We start from the raw sequence: 18,800 nt of genomic DNA, 5'->3' as shown, positions 1-18,800 counted from the left end.
AAATATTACAATTTTAAGTAATAAATATAAGTATTACAATTTTAGGTAATAATTTAAAATATTACTTATTTATGTAATATAATTTAAATTTTTAAATTATATTTGAAATATGATTGCAATACTTACTGCCGATATTATCAATTCACGAAAACTCCCATCTCAGAAATGGATGGACGATCTAAAAGTTTTTTTATCCCAATTTGGAAAAACTCCAAATGATTGGGAAATTTATCGTGGAGATGAGTTTCAGTTGGAAATAAAAAATCCTGAAGAGGCTTTATTAATAGCATTTCAAATTAAAGCTTTTTTTAAGTCGATTCGTTTAGATGTGAGAATGAGCATCGGATTTGGAAATAAAACCTATACATCAAAAAAAATAACAGAAAGCAACGGAACTGCTTTTATTCGCTCTGGAGAAAAATTTGAAATTTTAAAAAAACAAAAAATAAACTTAATTGTAAATTCAAATGATTCCCTTTTTGACGAAGAATTAAATTTAATATTAAAATTAAGTTTATCTTTCATGGACAATTGGCTTCAGCAATCTGCTACTTTTATACTAGTTGCTATTCAAAATCCAACTGCCACTCAAGAGGAAATAGGTTTTAAATTAGGTATAAATCAAGCTGCTGTGAGCAGAAGACAAAAGCGTTCTAATTACGAACTAGTTCTTCAAGTAGATCGCTATTTTAGAAAAAAAATTAAAACCCTTACAGCATGATTGTATTTGTAAAATTAATTTTAGCACACCTCATAACTGATTTTTTACTACAACCCAATTCGTGGATAAAAGTCAAAGAGCATAAAAAGCACAAAAGCCTTTATTTCTATCTAGATATTGCGCTGCATTTTATACTATCCTGGATCTTTGTTGGAGAACTTTCTTTTGGTTGGTTTGCCCTAATCTTAGCAATTATTCACGGGTTTGTAGCTATTATAAAACTACAGTATCAAACATCAAAAACAAAAAGAAACTGGTTTACAGTAGAGCAGAGCCTAAACACAATACTAATTCTGGTTATTGCCTTTAGTTATACTAAAACTAGTGTAAATTTCGAAGCGCTAGGAAATCAATTTTGGATCGTAATTACTGCTGTATTTTTTCTCACCAAACCTACATCGATAATTATAAAAAATATTATTTCTATCTGGACACCAGAGAATAAAAGCAAAGATAAATCACTACAAAATGCTGGAAACTACATAGGCATTCTCGAGCGTCTTTTTATTTTAATTTTTATATTAACAGGTCATTTTGAAGCAATTGGTTTTTTATTGGCTGCAAAATCAATTTTTAGATTTGGTGATTTAAAAGAAGCCAAAGACCGAAAACTAACTGAATACGTACTAATTGGAACGTTATTGAGTTTTGGCATTGCTTTACTAATTGGAATCCTAGTACAATTGAGTTTAGAATTTTCTTTTTAAAATTTCCTTATTAATTGCTTTTACTAAAGCAGGACCTTCATAAATAAAGCCAGTGTACAATTGTATTAAACTTGCACCAGCTTCTAGTTTTTCTATAGCATCTTGAGCTGAATGAATCCCTCCTACTCCAATTATAGGAAATGATTTGTTACTTTTTTCAGATAAAAAACGAATAATTTCTGTTGAACGCTTTGTCAAAGGTTTTCCAGATAACCCACCCATTTCAATTTTATTTACCGACGTTAATCCTTCGCGAGAAAGAGTCGTATTTGTTGCAATAACACCTGCTATTTTAGTTTGATTGATTATATCAATAATATCTAGCAATTGTTCGTTCGTTAAATCGGGAGCAATTTTCAATAAAATTGGTTTTTGTTTTGGCTTTGCTAAATTCTTATTTTGCAACGTTTGCAACAATTCAGTCAACGGTTCTTTGTCTTGTAAAGCCCTTAGATTTGGTGTGTTTGGAGAACTTACATTAACTACAAAATAATCAACATAATCAAAAAGTGTTTCAAAACAAATTTCATAATCTTGTGTTGCATTTTCATTAGGAGTCAACTTATTTTTACCAATGTTTCCTCCAATCAAAACACCTTTATTTTTTTTCAATCGTTCTACGGCTTCTTTCACGCCACCGTTATTAAACCCCATTCTATTGATGATTGCCGAATCCTCTTTCAATCTAAACAAACGTTTTTTAGGATTTCCTTCTTGTCCAACGGGTGTAAGCGTTCCAATTTCAATAAAGCCAAAACCAAAATTAGATAATTCACTGTACAAACTAGCATCTTTGTCAAAACCCGCTGCTAATCCTACAGGATTTTTAAATTTTAATCCAAAGACCTCTGTCTCTAATCTCTTATCATCAACTAAATAAATTGACTTAAAAACAGAAGTTAAGCCTGGTATTTTAGACAGAAATCGAATCATCGAAAAAGTGAAATAGTGAACTTTTTCTGGATCAAAACAAAAAAGAAAAGGACGAATAATTAATTTATACATGATAGTGTTGTTGTGTTGTGCAAAAATAGAATTATCTCTTTGATAAATAAATATTTGCAAAACAATTTATATAATCATTTTTTAAACGCTAAAAAATGATCCTGAAAAAATGATTATATTTGCATAAAACAAAGTAAAATGCAACATATTATAGATCGTTTCATAAGTTACGTTATTATTGACACTGAGTCTGATGCAAATTCAGAAACTACACCTAGCACTAAAAGGCAATGGGATCTTGCCAACAAATTGGTAGAAGAATTAAAAACTATTGGAATGCAAGACGTTACAATAGATGATAAATCATATATAATGGCTACTTTACCTAGCAATGTAGATCATGAAGTACCAACGATTGGATTTATTTCTCATTTTGACACCTCTCCAGATTTTTGCGGTGCTAATATTAAACCACAAATTGTTCCTAACTATGATGGCAAAGACATCGTCTTAAATGCTGAGAAAAATATAGTTTTGTCACCTAACTATTTCAAAGATTTATTGTTATACAAAGGACAAACTTTGATTACTACTGATGGAACTACATTATTAGGAGCAGATGACAAAGCAGGAATTACAGAAATTGTTACTGCCATGGAATTCCTAATCAATAATCCTGAAATTAAGCACGGGAAAATTAGAGTTGGTTTTACTCCTGACGAAGAAATTGGTCGCGGCGCACACCATTTTGATGTGGCTAAATTTGGGGCAGAATGGGCTTACACCATGGATGGAAGTCAAGTAGGAGAACTTGAATATGAAAATTTTAATGCAGCTGGGGCTAAAATTACTTTTAAAGGAAAAAGCGTACATCCTGGATATGCAAAAGGCAAAATGATTAATTCGATGCTGATTGCTAATGATTTTATAAACAAATTACCGCCAGAGGAAACACCACAAGAAACTAAAGGTTACGAAGGTTTTTTTCACGTTCACCATTTAACAGGAAGCATTGAAGAAACCGTTTTAGAATTAATTATTCGCGATCACAGCAAGAAGAAATTTGAAAAACGTAAAGAATTAATTGAAAAAATTACTCGTAAGATTAATAAAAAATTTGCAAAGCAATTTGGCGAAGATATTGTAATTACAGAGATCAAAGATCAATATTACAATATGAAAGAAAAGGTTGTTCCGGTAAAACACATCGTAGATATTGCTGAAAAAGCAATGAAAGAAATTGGAATTAAACCATTAATTAAACCGATTAGAGGCGGAACAGATGGCTCTCAATTGTCATACATGGGTTTACCGTGTCCTAATATATTTGCAGGAGGACACAATTTTCATGGAAAATATGAATATGTTCCTGCAGAAAGTATGCAAAAAGCAATAGAGGTAATTGTAAAAATCGCTGAACTAACAGCATTGCAAAAATCTAAATAAACCAAAAAAAAATCCCAAATTTCAATTGAAATTTGGGATTTTTAATTATTACTTTATTCTTATTTTTTACTCAAAGCAGCACTCATTTCCATAGAAATAGCAGAACGCTCCATTTTCAATTTTCCAGACATCGTTTCAACAACTACTGTTGTATCTGCCAATTCAGAAATTTTTCCGTGAAGACCACTTTTAGTGATTATTTTATCACCTACTTTTAATGTGCTTTCAAATTCTTTTTCGCTTTTCGCTTTTTTCTGCTGTGGTCTAATCATGAAAAAATAGATTACCACAAACATTAATATAAACGGTGCAAATTGAGTTAACTGTTCCATAATTTTAATTCTCTTTTTATTAATTAATTATTACATTAAACCACGACCAGCTTTAATGATTCTTTTACTTTTCTCAAGTTCTTTTACTAAATTATCTAAAATTCCGTTGATAAAAATACTACTTTTTGGAGTAGAATATTCCTTTGCAACTTCTAAATATTCATTAAGTGTTACTTTTACAGGAATTGAAGGGAATTTTAGAAATTCACATATAGCCATTTTAAGGATAATAGTGTCAATCTCGGCAATTCTCTCACTGTCCCAATTAGGTGTTTTGTCTAAATATTCCTTAGCCAATTCTTTTTCGTTTAAAACTGTTTTTCTAAACAAGTCTTTTACAAAATCCTTATCCTCATTGTCTTTAAATAATTTTGGAACTCTAAAATTATCATTTTCGCCAGACTTAATTGCTTTTAATTGCTTAATAATATGGGTATTCACTAAAGGAATATCATCAACCCAAGTTAACTTATCATCTTCTAGATATTCATACAGCTTTTCATTAGGCACAATTACATCCATAAACAAATCAACGATAAATTGTCGATCTTCTTCAAATGTATTCACAGCATTACTCATGTAATCAGCATACAATTGACTAGCTTTAATATCACTCAAAAGCAATAAAATATAATCGTCATTTAAAGACCAATTATTAATTTTACGGTTTTCCAGCGCAATACTTAATGAGTTGTTTTCGGAAAGAATTTGAAAAATTTGATTTTTAATGAATTTTTCGTTCGGCTTACGCTCTTCTGGAGTTGCAAGATGCTTAAGGCTTGATTTATGTAAAAAGACAGTTTCTGTTTTACAAATTTCAATAAGCGAAGAGAGCATTATAAGGTATAAATCTTGAATATTATCGATGCTATAAAAAAGGAATTTTTCTTCTTTCTCTAGATTATCTGAACCACTTTGATGCATCGCATAAATGGACTGCATAACTTTGACGCGAATGTGTCTTCTATTTACCACCTTGTAAGAACTTTTATTAATTAGGGTGCAAAAATAAGAATTTCCTTTTTTAAAATAAAATATATAGTGGCTTATTTTAAAAGTATTCAGCAAACACCCACTACGAAGTCACGAATGGAATCGCTATAGGTGTTTGCTGAAAAAAATTATTTCTTACTATTCTCTAATTTTCTCTGATCAATACGATTTTGAGCAATAGTTAGAGCAGCTTTGTGAGTAGTGATATTATTAGCAATTGCAAAATCGAATATTTCTAAAGTAGTGTTATAGATATTTTCGGTTTTACGCATAATTTCAGCTTTATCATAATGTGCTAACTCCGCATAAACATTAATTATTCCGCCCGCATTAATCAAGAAATCCGGAGCATACAAGATGCCTCTTTCTTGAAGAATTGCACCGTGAATATTCTCATCTGCTAATTGATTATTGGCAGCACCTGCAATAACTTTTGCTTTAATTTTACGCACCGTATCATCATTTAGCGTCGCTCCCATTGCACAAGGCGCATAAATATCTACATCAGCTGTATATAAATCTTCACCTCTATAAATTTCTGAATGATACTTTGTACTTACTTCATTTAGTTTTTCTTCATTGATATCTGCAATAGTAACAATAGCACCTTCTTTTGTCAAATACTCTACTAAAGTTTCTCCAACGTGACCAATTCCTTGTACTAAAACCTTTTTACCACTCAAATTATCGGAGCCAAATTTTTGCTTAGCAGCCGCCTTCATTCCCATGAAAACACCATAAGCAGTAACTGGAGAAGGATTTCCAGAACCTCCTCTTTCTTCAGAAATACCCGTAACGTATGGCGTAACATCTCTTACAATATCCATGTCTTTAGTTTCCATTCCGACATCTTCAGCAGTGATATACCTACCACTTAGAGAGTGAACAAACTCACCAAACTTGCGCATTAATTCGGGTGTTTTTTGAGTTTTAGCGTCTCCAATAATTACCGCTTTACCACCTCCTATATCTAGTCCTGTAATTGCCGCTTTGAAAGTCATTCCTCTGGAAAGACGCAAAACATCATTTAATGCTTCCCATTCATTTGCGTAATTATACATCCTTGTTCCTCCTAAAGCTGGACCCATAACTGAATTATGAATACCAATAATTGCTTTTAAACCCGTATCTTTGTCGTTACAAAATACAATTTGCTCGTGATCATCAAATGACATTTGGCCAAAAACGGGATCCATTTTTTGAAGTTCCTTCCCGGTTGTGAAAGCTGCGTTCATAGTGTAATTTTTTATAGTGATAAAATTATGAATTTGTCAAAAAGACAATTCAAATTTACACAAAAAAATAAAGATCTATTGCTGTTTTGTCAAAAAATCGTTAATTCGATAATTAAATTAATCTTTTAGTTTATTTAATGAATTTATCAAATTCGAAACTTAATTCTAAAAATAAATCAATTTCAACACAGAATATCATAAAATAATGAAAGAATTACGCTATCTCAACAAATACTTTGTCAAATATAAATACAGTTTCTTACTAGGAATTATTTTTACCATAATCGCACAAATATTCATGCTCTTTACCCCTAAATTGATTAGTAAATCATTTAAGGTTATTGAAGCTTTTGCTAAAGATAAAACAGTGGCAAAAGCTGTTATTTATGACGAATTAATTTCGAATATCTTATTGATTATTGCCACAACGATAATTGCAGGTTTTCTTACTTTTTTAATGAGACAAACCTTAATTGTAATGTCGAGACACATCGAATTTGATTTGAAAAACGAAGTTTTCCGTCAATACGAAAACTTATCTCAAAACTTTTATAAGCAAAATCGTACTGGAGATTTAATGAATCGTATTAGTGAAGATGTTTCTAAAGTAAGAATGTATGTGGGGCCTGCAGTAATGTACACCATTAATACAGTCATTCGATTTACTATAGTTATTGTATATATGTATAATGTATCGCCACGACTAACGCTGTATACAATCTTACCTCTACCTATTTTATCCTATGCTATTTTTAAATTAAGCTCTGAAATTAATGTTAGAAGTACTATTTTTCAACAGTATCTCTCAAAAGTTTCTAGTTTTTCGCAAGAGATATTTTCTGGTATCCGAGTAATCAAAGCTTACTCTATGGAAAATCAGCATCAAGCAAATATGGTGAATTTGGCAAATGAAAGCAAAAGCAAAAGTTTGAATTTAGCTAAAGTGCAATCTTTATTTGGTCCTTTGATGTTAGCTTTAATAGGAATTAGTAACCTTGTGGTTATTTATTTTGGAGGTTTAATGTATATCGACGGCACTATAAAAAACATTGGAACAATTGCTGAATTTATTTTATATGTCAATATGCTTACTTGGCCTGTGGCTTCATTAGGTTGGGTTTCCTCAATGGTTCAGGAAGCAGAAGCTTCTCAAAAAAGACTGAATGAGTTTTTAAAAATAGAACCAGAAATAAAAAACAAGAATCAAAATAAATCTATAATTGAAGGTTCAATTTCTTTTGAAAATGTAAGTTACACTTATCAAGATACTAATATAACAGCGCTTAAAAACATCTCTTTTACTGTAAAAAAAGGAGAAACTTTAGCCATTTTAGGAAAAACCGGATCAGGAAAATCAACAATTTTATCTTTGATTTCACGCATGTACGATGTTACCGAAGGAGCTATTAACATTGATAAAAACGAGATCAGCACGATCAACTTATTCGATTTACGTAATAGCATTGGAATCGTTCCTCAAGATGCTTTCCTATTCTCTGATAGTATTAAGAACAATATTATGTTTGGTAAAGCTGATGCTACAGACGAGGAAGTAAAAGCCGCTGCCAAAAGTGCCGTTGTGCATGATAACATTATGGGCTTTAATAAGCAATACGAAACCGTTCTTGGCGAAAGAGGAATTACACTTTCTGGAGGACAAAAACAAAGAGTTTCTATTGCTAGAGCCATTATAAAGAATCCTCCAATTTTACTATTTGATGATTGTTTATCTGCCGTTGATACGCAGACAGAAGAAACGATATTAAATAACCTTAATGACATCTGTAAAGACAAAACTACCATAATAGTAAGTCACCGTGTTTCGTCAGCTAAAAATGCTGATAAAATCATCATTATGGATAATGGGCAAATTATTCAACAAGGTTCTCATAATCAATTGATAAATCAAGAAGGTTATTATTCTGCTTTGTATTTGAAGCAACTTTCAGAAAAAGAAATGCTTTAATTGTTGTGTAATACATATTTTTTATAGATTTTTGGATACTAGTTAACAACCATAAATTGATAGAAAGGATTATGAGAGAACATGACATGTTAGAAAAAGAAGAGATATTTTCTAAAGTTTTACGAGCTGGAAGAAGAACATATTTCTTTGATGTGAGAGCTACAAAAGCAGATGATTATTACATTACCATTACCGAAAGCAAAAAGTTTACTGAAGAAGATGGATCATTTCACTTCAAAAAACATAAAATCTATTTATATAAAGAAGACTTTACTGCTTTTGCAGAAATTCTAGAAGAAATGACTTCTTATGTCTTAAATCATAAAGGAGAAGAAGTAATTTCAGAAAGACACCAAAAAGATTTCAAGAAAGAATACGTTACTGAAAAAACAGATGACGATTTCATACCTCAAACATCAACTTTTACCAATATAGAATTTGATGATATTTAATTTTTATTTACTTACAATTAAAAAAGTCCAGAAAAACAATGTTTTTTTTGGACTTTTTTTTTATAAAATAATAATTTAAAATTATTTAGCCATACCTTTAATTAGCAAATTTGTAAAGTTTATATTATTTCTTTGTAAAAAATAATATAAATAAGACTTTAAGTGGATTAAAAATTTAACTCACTTAGTTTTTTTTTTAGCTTTCTATAACTAGATCTTGCAATTCTCCATTATAATTAAACTTAACTGCTATCAAAAGATCTGTTAGTTTTTTTCCTATTGTATAATCAAAAACGATATGTTCCTCATCATATTCTGGATAGAAAGTAACAGTAACTAAATGAAGTTTTTTATACATTTCATTTTCAACTGAATTTACAAAATCGGAATGATCTATTTTTAAGTTTAATTGCTCAAAATCAATTTCGTCTAAATTTTGTTCTATATATTCTTTGACTTCCGTTCCGTTATTAAAATCATTCTCAATTGCTGTTTTAGCTATATTTTCAAATTTATTAATTTCATGTAATGCTTTTTCGATGGTTTTAAAGTTTTTTGCCGTGACGTTTTTCTCGTCAAAACTTAAATTGGCAACAATTTTATTACCATTAATTACAATCTCTTTTTGATAGTAATCCTCTAAATTATTAAGGTCAATTTCTCCAAAAATTGGTAAATTATAGTTTTGAATAGTATTCATCTTTTGTATTTAATTTAATTTATATTATTAATAATCAGTTACCCTATGCGCAATCCGTTCTCGATCTTAAAATCAGGAGCGATCAAAACTACGTCTCCATCCTCGCCTACTGCACCAAGAACTAAACATTCACTCCCAAATTTCCCTATTTGCTTTTTAGGAAAGTTAATTACAGCGATAATTTGTCTTCCTATTAAATCTGCTTTAGGGTATCGTTTCGTTATTTGAGCAGAGGATTTCCTGATACCAATCGTTTCTCCAAAATCAATAGTGATTTGATACGCTGGTTTTTGGGCTTCTGGAAAATCATTCACCATCATAATAGTACCAACATGCATAGCTACTTTTTCAAAATCATTCCAAGTTAGTTCCATTTTAATTTGATTTTTTACATTATTACTTATTTAAAAAAAATTAAATCTACATATTTAAGGCAGTATTTTTAAGAAGGATGCAAGAATGAACTGATAAAGAACGCTAAAATTAACATAAAAAGAAAAAAAAGTTATTTATAACGAAAAATGAATGTACTTTTGCACTGTGTAATTTAATGTTTATGAAAACCTTTTCAAACGTACCGCCAACATGTACCTCTTTTTTCAAAGAGGATTTTGTGCTTGTCGCTAAATTTTCACATTCAAAAGCCTTTGTCAATTAGACCTTCGTCTATATAAAAACAAACTACTTCCAGACGAAGGTTTTACTTAACATCATTTATTTATTCTGCGGTTTTAAAAAGCTATCTTTTTAATGCCTAAATCTAATTTAAAAAATATAAAAACATGTTTTTAAAAAAATTAGCAGTACACCAAATTATTTGGTTAGCTACCATTTCATTTTTAGTAATCACTTGTGTATTGGCTTACTTAGGTGATATTAATTACTTCTTTTTGATTGTTCCACTACTATTACTCGTTTTATTAGTTCAGGATACGTTTCAACCGAGCCATACTATTAGGAAAAATTATCCAATCGTAGGTCGATTTAGATATTTGTTAGAATCTTTTAGACCTGAGATTCGTCAGTATTTCTTTGAAGGAGAATTAGACGGAAAACCTTTTAATCGCAGACAACGTTCTATTGTATATCAAAGAGCTAAAAATGTAAAGCAAACTATTTCATTTGGAATGCAAGATGATCCTAACCGTATTGGTTACGAATGGGCGGCACATTCAATTTACCCAAAAAGAGCAGACAAGCAATTTTTTAGAACTACAGTTGGAAATGAGCAATGTCTTCAACCTTATAGCGCCAGCATTTACAATATCAGTGCTATGAGTTACGGAGCTTTGAGTAAAACTGCTATTTCATCTCTAAATAAAGGAGCTCAATTGGGTGGTTTTGCTCATAATACTGGTGAAGGTGGAATTAGTGATTTTCACTTAGAAGGTGGAGATTTAATATGGCAAATAGGAACAGGATATTTTGGTTGCAGAAACGATGATGGTTCATTTTCACCAGAATTATTTAAAGAAAAAGCGGCTTATCCTCAAGTTAAAATGATCGAATTAAAACTCTCTCAAGGTGCTAAACCTGGACATGGTGGACTATTACCTGGTGAGAAAAATACACCAGAGATCGCTAAAATTAGAAATATTAAACCTCATATAGCCGTTCACTCCCCAGCTGGACACACTGCCTTTTCAAACAGTGTAGAATTGTTGCAGTTTTTACAAAAAATGAGAGAACTTTCAAATGGTAAACCAATTGGTTTTAAAATTTGTATTGGTCGTCAAGATGAGTTTATTGCTATTATTGAAGCAATGAAACAAACAGGAATTGTTCCCGATTTTATCACTATTGACGGTGCTGAAGGAGGAACTGGAGCAGCGCCTTTAGAATTTATTGATTACATGGGAATGGCAATGGCAGATGGAGTAATATTTGCTAGCAAAGTTCTAAAAGAATATGGTCTTAGAGATCAAATCAAAATTATGGCTTCTGGAAAAATCATTACAGGTTTTGATATTGCTAAAGCGATGTCTCTTGGAGCAGATGCTTGTTACAGCGCCAGAGGAATGATGTTTGCCTTAGGATGCATCCAAGCGCTTCAATGCGACAGCGGAAAATGTCCGGTAGGTATTGCTACTCAAGATCAAAAATTGTACAAAGGATTGGATATTACTGACAAAAGTGTACGTGTTGCACATTTTCATAACAATACATTAAAAGCATTTGCAGAGTTTATTGGTGCTTGTGGTTTTGACAGTCCAAAAGCAATTACTCCAAATGTATTTTACAGACGAATTGACCATAAAACCAATGAAAGTTTTGCTTCATTATTTTTTAACGATGTTGAAAAAACTGCTAAAAACGAAAAAATAACCTTAAATTAAATCATCATGAAACCAATACCTGTTTTAACAAGTACCGATTATAACATTCTTAGAGAATTAACTAAAAACGCAAAAGACAGCACTAATATTAGAGAAATCGCTTTGCTAACACAAGAGTTAGATCGTGCCGTTATCAATAAAGACGGTGTTGTAGACGAAAGCATTGTTAGAATGAATTCGCAAGTAACCATTGAAGATTTAAAAACCAAACAGCAAATGAAAGTTCAAATCGTGATGCCATCACAAGCGAACTTAAAGGAAGGAAAGGTTTCAATATTAGCGCCTTTATGCGTAGCAATTATTGGATTTAAAGAAGATGCTGAAGTAGAATGGCAATTGCCTTCTGGCATTAAAAACTTAAAAATAATTAATGTAATCAATTCATAAGGATTTTTTATGTTTCTACTAAACACCTCTTTTATGGAGGTGTTTTTTTTTGCTTATTTTTTAACTTTTGATTATAAATCAAAGACTTATCCTTTTTTTCAATCTAACTTACTACTTTTAAATACGGTCAAAATAGATGATGACTTCCAAAGTAAATCATTTTAAAATTTTTAATTATTTAGAAAATTATAAATATTAAAAGAGATTTTATTTTTACTTGACAAAAAAAAGCCCCAAATAGTAAAATACTATTTGGGGCTTTTTAAGATAATAAAAATGGTAATTAAGTACAATTAAAAAAGATAATTGAACTTAATCTACTATTAATTTACTTAACTTCCATTAATTCAACGTCAAAAATCAAAGTAGCGTTAGGTGGAATTGCACCTCCTGCACCACGTGATCCATAACCCAAATGAGATGGAATTACAAAACGAGCTTTATCACCTACTTGTAACAAAGCAATTCCTTCGTCCCATCCTTCAATAACTTGACCTTGACCTAATCTAAATTCGATTGGCTTTTTTCTAGGGTAAGAAGAATCAAAAACTTTACCATTCTCTAATGAACCTTCGTAGTGAACAGCAACTGTTTTACCACTTTCTGCTTTTTTCCCTTCACCTCTTTGGATGAATTGGTAACGTAAACCACTTTCTGTTTTTTCAAAACCTGCGGCTAATTTTTCCATTGCTGCCTCAGCTTCAGCTTTCAAAGCGATATCACGTTTGTTACGCGCTCCCTTAAAAGCAATGAAAGCTTCAATTGGATTCCAATTTTTAGCTTCTTCTCCTTCTCTAATGATTTCTATTGACTCTAGAGTATCTCCTTGCTCTACAGCATCTACAATATCTTGACCTTCTACAACATGTCCAAAAACAGTATGCTTGTTATCTAACCAATCTGTTGGAATATGTGTAATATAAAACTGAGAACCATTAGTCCCTGGTCCTGAATTAGCCATTGCTAAAACTCCTGGACGGTTGTGTTTTAAACTTGGGTGAAATTCATCATCAAATTTATATCCTGGATCTCCAGTTCCTGTTCCTTGTGGACATCCACCTTGAATCATAAAGTCTGGAATAACTCTATGGAATTTTAATCCATCATAAAATTTAACTCCTTGCGGTTTAACTTTATTTTCTAAATTTCCTTCAGCCAATCCTACGAAATTCCCCACTGTTCCTGGAGTCAAATCGTGTGTTAGTTTTACTAAAATAGCACCTTTTGTAGTGTTAAATTTAGCATATATTCCATTTTCCATTTTTGTATAATTTTTATTGAAAGGCAAATTTACGAATTAAATTAGATAATTACCAATATTACGCGTTTAGTCATTTAATGCTCAAAACACTTTATTAGCATCTATACATTGCTAAAATATTTTAAATAAAGAATTATCGATCATAAAAAAAGGTATTCTTGTAGGAATACCTTTTTATTGAAATATATTTAAATTATTTATTTTTCATTAAGACCCGCATTATTTAAATACGACTCTACTTGCATATCATGACCAATAAAATCTTTGAAGGCTTTATTCAAATCAACACTATTACCAACCGATAAAATGTATTTTCTAAAACGCTCGCAATTTTCTCTAGTCATACCACCATTAGCTTTCATCCAATCATAAACGGTATAATCTAAGGTTTTTGACCAAGTATAGGCGTAGTATCCAGCAGCATAACCTCCACCCCAAATATGAGCAAAGTACGGTGTGTGATATCTAGTTGGCACTTCATTAACTAATAAACCATATTTTGTAAGTGCTTCTTTTTCAAATTCTAATGTAGGTTTAAAATCTGCTTCATTTTCTACTGTATGCCAAGCCATATCTAATGTAGCTGCTGCTAAAAGTTCTGTAACTACATAACCTTTATTAAAAGTATCCGCCTTTTTAATTTTATCAATTAGTGCTTGCGGAATCACCTCTTTAGTTTTATAATGAATTGCATAATTTTTTAAAACCATTGGATCTAATGCTGCATGCTCATTAATTTGAGAAGGAAATTCGACATAATCTCTTGGCACAGCGGTACCAGAAAGTGATTCATATTGCTGATTCGCAAATAGGCCGTGTAAGGTATGACCAAACTCATGAAACATTGTTGTTACATCATCAAAACTAATTAAAGATGGATTTCCATTTATAGGTTTCGCAAAATTATAGACGTTTACTATTACTGGTTTTTGTTTTAAATAATGAGATTGATTTACAAAATTACTCATCCAAGCGCCTCCATTTTTATTATCTCTTGTATAAAAATCCAAATAATAAATAGCGATTGAAGAACCATCGTTATCAAAAACCTCATACACTTTTACATCAGGATGATAGACAGGCAAATCATTTCTCTCTTTAAATGTGATGCCATACATTTGTTTTGCAGCAAAAAATACTCCTTTTTCTAAAACCGTTGTAATTTCAAAATATGGTTTTATTTCACTTTCATCTAAATCGTATTTTGCTTTACGAACTTGTTCTGAATAAAAATCCCAATCCCATGGTTCCAATTTAAAATTCCCTTTTTGAGAATCTATCAAATCTTGAATTTCCTTTGCTTCTATTTTAGCTTTAGCTACCGCTGGAGTAGCAATTTTGGCTAATAATTCAATAGCTGGAGCTGGAGTTTGAGCCATTTGGTCTTGTAATTTCCATTCAGCAAAACTCTTTTTCCCCATTAGTTTTGCCTTTTGCAAACGCAATTTGGCTATTTTCTCTAATACTTCACGAGTATCGCCATCATCATTTTTCTCAGCGCGAGTCCATGATGCTTTAAATATTTTTTCTCTACTAGATCGATTGGTAAGACTTCCTAAAACTGGTTGTTGTGTTGTATTTAATAATCCAATTAAATATTTACCATCATGCCCCGCTTCTGTAGCTTTTAGTTTTGCAGCAGCTATTTCACCAGCACTCAATCCTTCAAGTGCTGTAGCATTATCAAATAATACAGCTCCATTTTTACGAGCTATTAAAAGTTTATTTCCATAAAGAGTACTTAGACTTGCCAATTCCTCGTTAATTTGCTTCATTTTTTCTTTGCTCTGCGGCGTAAGATTAGCCCCTGCAAGTTCAAATTTCTGCAAATAATATTCCGTTAATTTTTTATCTTCTCCTTTTAGAGTCTTTAAATCAATAGCCTTAAAACGATTATACAATTGACTGTTTAGATAAATTTTATCATTGTGAGCAGAAAAAACAGGAGCATATTCTGCTTCTATACTTTGCAATGTGGGATTGGTATTAGAACCTGTAAGATTATAAAAGACAGTAGCTGCTCTATTTAAATCGACACCGCTGGTCTCTAAAGCCACAACGGTATTCATAAAAGTAGGCTTTGCTTTATTAGTTGCTATTTTAGCAATTTCTTGATCGTGCATTTTTAATGCATAAACAAAAGCAGGTTTAAAATTTTCATCTTTTATCAAATTAAAAGGAGGCGCCTGATATTGTAGCGTACTTCTTTGCAAAAGAGGATTTGTTGTTTTTACAGATTTTGTTTGTGCATATATGGTTTCTGTTGCCATTGGAGCTACAAAAATCACCGACGCTGTCAAAAATATTTTTGAAATAAATCGCATAATTAATATTTTAAAATTTGGGTATAAATATAGTAAAAAAGAACGTTTTAAAATTTTACTAATCCATTTTAAAACAGTTTGAAGTTCAATTTTAAGCACTACCCAATTATTAGTATTAACTTTGCACCTTAGAAAATAAAAAAAATGCGCATAGACATTGTTACTCTTTTACCTGAATTATTAAGAAGTCCTTTTGAGGCTTCGATTATGAAACGTGCCATCGATAAAGGCTTAGTTGAAGTTCACTTTCATAATTTACGAGACTATACAACCAATAAACAGAAAAGTGTAGATGACTATCCTTATGGTGGTGGTGCTGGAATGGTGATGACCGTACAACCTATTGACGCTTGTATTTCGCATTTGAAAAGCGAAAGAACTTATGATGAAATCATCTATATGTCGCCTGATGGGGAAACTCTAAATCAGAAAATGGCCAACACAATGTCAATGTATGAAAATATTATTATTCTTTGTGGCCATTATAAAGGAGTAGATCAACGCGTACGAGATCATTTTATTACTAAGGAAATCTCAATTGGAGATTACGTTTTATCAGGAGGTGAACTAGGCGCTTTAGTTTTATCGGACGCTTTAATCCGACTAATTCCAGGTGTACTAAGTGACGAAACCTCAGCACTAACGGATAGTTTTCAAGACGGATTATTGTCTGGCCCTATATATACTAGACCCGCAGATTATAAAGGATGGAAAGTTCCCGAAGTTTTAACCAGCGGAAATTTTGCCAAAATAGACAAATGGCGTGAGGACACAGCCTACGAACATACTAAAAACAGAAGACCCGATTTATTAGAATAAATCAAAATAATAGCTATTTGATTTTTTTACAATCTTTTTCACTTGAATATAAAACTGCAAATCCTATTAGTTTCTATTTAAGGAAAGTAAACAAGTGTATAGACTAAAAATGAACGCTGAATACTATAAATAAAACTTGTAAATTAAAACAATAGTTCTATATTTGCACCCGAATTCAGACCAACCTCTGGCGAGATCCGCGAATGTTGATTTGATAAAAACCATAATTAAAGATATCATGGCAGATTTAATGAAATTCGTTCAAGACGAATTTGTAACAAGAAAAGATTTCCCTGTTTTTGCAGCTGGAGATACAATCACCGTTTACTACGAAATTAGAGAGGGTGAAAAAACTAGAACACAGTTTTTTAAAGGAGTTGTTATTCAAAGAAGAGGTTCTGCTAATACAGAAACTTTTACAATTCGTAAAATGTCTGGTGCAATTGGAGTAGAGCGTATCTTTCCAGTTAACTTGCCTGCTTTACAAAAAGTTGAAATCAACAAAAAAGGTGCAGTTCGTAGAGCTAGAATTTTCTACTTCAGAGAACTTACTGGTAAAAAAGCTAAGATTAAAGACAAAAGAAGATAGTTTACTGTCTCTTTATTATAAAAAATCCTCAACACTGTTGAGGATTTTTTTTTGAGTTGAAATTTAGAAATTAAATTTGTAAAAACACAACTGCACTCCAATAACAAAACTTTACTTGTTTTTGCTAGCGGTTTTAAAAAAAGAAGTCATTTTATTAAATTCATATTTGATAGTTATTACGATATAACATTTTCATATTCGTTATTTGTTCGAACAATATTCGTTATTTCATAATTCAATTTGAACTATCAAAAACTTAGTGAAAAGGCATTTTCTTTTACGATATCGTTTTATTACCTTTGCTGTTGCGATTAAAAATAAGAATTATATATAACAATACATTATGACAAAAATTAAAGTAGCCAATCCAGTAGTTGAATTGGATGGAGATGAAATGACACGAATTATTTGGTCTTTTATTAAAGAAAAATTAATTCTTCCATATTTAGATTTAGATATAAAATACTATGATTTAGGAATGGAGAGCAGAGATGCTACTAATGATCAAATCACTATAGATTCTGCCGAAGCAATAAAAAAATACAATGTTGGTATTAAATGTGCGACTATTACTCCTGATGAAGATCGTGTAAAAGAATTTGGTTTAAAGAAAATGTGGAAATCTCCAAACGGAACTATTCGTAATATTGTTGGCGGAACTGTTTTCCGTGAGCCAATCATCATGAAAAATGTTCCTCGTTATGTACAAGGATGGACAAAACCTATTGTAATTGGTCGTCATGCTTTTGGAGATCAATACAAAGCAACTGATACAGTTATAAAAGGAAAAGGAAAGCTTACAATGACTTTCGTACCAGAAGAAGGTGAAACACAAACTTGGGAAGTATATGACTATAAAGGTGACGGTGTTGCTATGTCTATGTACAATACTGACGAAAGCATTTATGGTTTTGCTCATTCTTCTTTTCAAATGGCATTAACAAAAAAATGGCCATTATACCTTTCTACAAAAAACACCATTTTAAAAGCTTACGATGGTCGTTTCAAAGATATTTTTGAAGAAGTTTACCAAAAAGATTATAAAACTCAATTTGAAGAAACTGGAATTACCTATGAGCACCGCTTGATCGATGACATGGTAGCTTCTGTAATGAAGTGGAATGGTGGTTTTGTTTGGGCTTGTAAAAATTACGATGGTGATGTACAATCAGATACTGTAGCACAAGGTTTTGGTTCTTTAGGATTAATGACTTCTGTTTTAGTAACTCCTGATGGAAAAACAGTTGAAGCTGAGGCAGCGCACGGAACAGTTACAAGACACTACAGACAACACCAACAAGGAAAAGCTACTTCTACAAATCCAATTGCTTCTATTTTTGCATGGACAAGAGGATTAGAGCACAGAGGTAAGTTAGATGAAAATCAAGCTTTAATTGATTTTTGTCATGCTCTGGAACAAGTATGTATTGATACTGTAGAAAGCGGAAAAATGACTAAAGATTTAGCTATGCTAGTGAAACCAGAAGGTTTGACTGCAGCTGATTATTTAACAACTGAAGATTTCTTAGCAGCAATAAAAGAAAATTTAGATGCTAAATTAGCCTAAACTTATTTCTTACTGAATTA

General features: G+C 31.4%; 18 protein-coding genes. 10 read left to right on the top strand and 8 right to left on the bottom strand.

From position 1 onward, the window contains the following. The first annotated feature begins 109 nt into the window (after positions 1-109). Positions 110-721, top strand: a complete 612-nt coding sequence (locus J3S90_RS15305; protein ID WP_210646906.1) for a hypothetical protein — start codon at positions 110-112, stop codon at positions 719-721. After that, complete coding sequence (locus J3S90_RS15300; RefSeq protein WP_210646905.1) at positions 718-1,428, top strand: DUF3307 domain-containing protein; 711 nt, start codon at positions 718-720, stop codon at positions 1,426-1,428. Before J3S90_RS15305 ends, J3S90_RS15300 begins: the two co-directional genes overlap by 4 nt. On the opposite strand, the gene J3S90_RS15295 is transcribed toward J3S90_RS15300, so the two are convergent. Beyond that, positions 1,411-2,433: a quinone-dependent dihydroorotate dehydrogenase gene (locus J3S90_RS15295; protein WP_210646904.1), complete on the bottom strand. Its 1,023-nt coding sequence runs from the start codon at positions 2,431-2,433 to the stop codon at positions 1,411-1,413. The two genes, J3S90_RS15300 and J3S90_RS15295, sit on opposite strands and share 18 nt — an antisense overlap. Before the next feature lie 138 nt (positions 2,434-2,571). On the opposite strand from J3S90_RS15295, the gene pepT reads away from it, so the two are divergent. Next, entirely contained in the window at positions 2,572-3,819 is a 1,248-nt protein-coding gene (pepT, locus tag J3S90_RS15290) for a peptidase T (RefSeq protein WP_210646903.1), read from the top strand. 59 nt (positions 3,820-3,878) lie between these two features. Here the strand turns inward: pepT and yajC are convergent, their stop codons facing one another. The 3 genes from yajC to J3S90_RS15275 form a co-directional block, all read right to left on the bottom strand. Further along, entirely contained in the window at positions 3,879-4,151 is a 273-nt protein-coding gene (gene yajC / locus J3S90_RS15285; protein WP_188051665.1) for a preprotein translocase subunit YajC, read from the bottom strand. A gap of 30 nt (positions 4,152-4,181) precedes the next feature. Further along, complete coding sequence (gene nusB, locus J3S90_RS15280) at positions 4,182-5,093, bottom strand: transcription antitermination factor NusB (protein ID WP_188051693.1); 912 nt, start codon at positions 5,091-5,093, stop codon at positions 4,182-4,184. A gap of 179 nt (positions 5,094-5,272) precedes the next feature. Continuing rightward, positions 5,273-6,379, bottom strand: a complete 1,107-nt coding sequence (locus J3S90_RS15275; RefSeq protein ID WP_188051666.1) for a Glu/Leu/Phe/Val family dehydrogenase — start codon at positions 6,377-6,379, stop codon at positions 5,273-5,275. Between the two features lie 205 nt (positions 6,380-6,584). Between J3S90_RS15275 and J3S90_RS15270 the strand changes: the two genes are divergently transcribed. Together J3S90_RS15270 and J3S90_RS15265 are read left to right on the top strand one after the other, a co-directional pair. Then, positions 6,585-8,345, top strand: coding sequence for an ABC transporter ATP-binding protein (locus tag J3S90_RS15270; RefSeq protein ID WP_210646902.1), 1,761 nt, complete (start codon positions 6,585-6,587; stop codon positions 8,343-8,345). Positions 8,346-8,416: 71 nt separating this feature from the next. Then, the gene (locus tag J3S90_RS15265; RefSeq protein ID WP_188051668.1) at positions 8,417-8,797 is read left to right on the top strand and encodes a PUR family DNA/RNA-binding protein; all 381 of its coding nucleotides are present in this window, start codon (positions 8,417-8,419) and stop codon (positions 8,795-8,797) included. Positions 8,798-8,993: 196 nt separating this feature from the next. Here the strand turns inward: J3S90_RS15265 and J3S90_RS15260 are convergent, their stop codons facing one another. Then, complete coding sequence (locus J3S90_RS15260) at positions 8,994-9,497, bottom strand: DUF2004 domain-containing protein (protein WP_210646901.1); 504 nt, start codon at positions 9,495-9,497, stop codon at positions 8,994-8,996. Between the two features lie 38 nt (positions 9,498-9,535). Next, on the bottom strand, positions 9,536-9,871 hold the full coding sequence (locus J3S90_RS15255) for a tRNA-binding protein (protein ID WP_210646900.1): 336 nt from the start codon (positions 9,869-9,871) through the stop codon (positions 9,536-9,538). 408 nt (positions 9,872-10,279) lie between these two features. On the opposite strand from J3S90_RS15255, the gene J3S90_RS15250 reads away from it, so the two are divergent. Next, positions 10,280-11,833, top strand: coding sequence for an FMN-binding glutamate synthase family protein (locus J3S90_RS15250; protein ID WP_210646899.1), 1,554 nt, complete (start codon positions 10,280-10,282; stop codon positions 11,831-11,833). Positions 11,834-11,839: 6 nt separating this feature from the next. Beyond that, positions 11,840-12,220: a GreA/GreB family elongation factor gene (locus J3S90_RS15245; protein ID WP_188051672.1), complete on the top strand. Its 381-nt coding sequence runs from the start codon at positions 11,840-11,842 to the stop codon at positions 12,218-12,220. Positions 12,221-12,548: 328 nt separating this feature from the next. On the opposite strand, the gene J3S90_RS15240 is transcribed toward J3S90_RS15245, so the two are convergent. Beyond that, complete coding sequence (locus tag J3S90_RS15240; RefSeq protein WP_188051673.1) at positions 12,549-13,481, bottom strand: peptidylprolyl isomerase; 933 nt, start codon at positions 13,479-13,481, stop codon at positions 12,549-12,551. A gap of 197 nt (positions 13,482-13,678) precedes the next feature. Beyond that, the gene (locus tag J3S90_RS15235) at positions 13,679-15,805 is read right to left on the bottom strand and encodes a M3 family metallopeptidase (protein WP_210646898.1); all 2,127 of its coding nucleotides are present in this window, start codon (positions 15,803-15,805) and stop codon (positions 13,679-13,681) included. Positions 15,806-15,949: 144 nt separating this feature from the next. On the opposite strand from J3S90_RS15235, the gene trmD reads away from it, so the two are divergent. The 3 genes from trmD to J3S90_RS15220 all read left to right on the top strand — a co-directional run bounded on the left by trmD (position 15,950) and on the right by J3S90_RS15220 (position 18,780). Continuing rightward, positions 15,950-16,624, top strand: coding sequence for a tRNA (guanosine(37)-N1)-methyltransferase TrmD (gene trmD, locus J3S90_RS15230; protein WP_188051675.1), 675 nt, complete (start codon positions 15,950-15,952; stop codon positions 16,622-16,624). 238 nt (positions 16,625-16,862) lie between these two features. Beyond that, a complete protein-coding gene (gene rplS, locus J3S90_RS15225) occupies positions 16,863-17,213 on the top strand; it encodes a 50S ribosomal protein L19 (protein WP_126454599.1) in 351 nt (116 codons plus the stop codon). Between the two features lie 343 nt (positions 17,214-17,556). After that, the gene (locus J3S90_RS15220) at positions 17,557-18,780 is read left to right on the top strand and encodes an isocitrate dehydrogenase (NADP(+)) (RefSeq protein ID WP_188051676.1); all 1,224 of its coding nucleotides are present in this window, start codon (positions 17,557-17,559) and stop codon (positions 18,778-18,780) included. The last annotated feature ends 20 nt before the right edge of the window (positions 18,781-18,800 follow it).

This window comes from Flavobacterium flabelliforme, assembly GCF_017948675.1.
GTDB classification, from domain to species: Bacteria; Bacteroidota; Bacteroidia; order Flavobacteriales; family Flavobacteriaceae; genus Flavobacterium; species Flavobacterium pygoscelis.
Note: the sequence above shows the minus strand (reverse complement) of the source record. Positions and strands in the feature narration are given on the sequence as shown.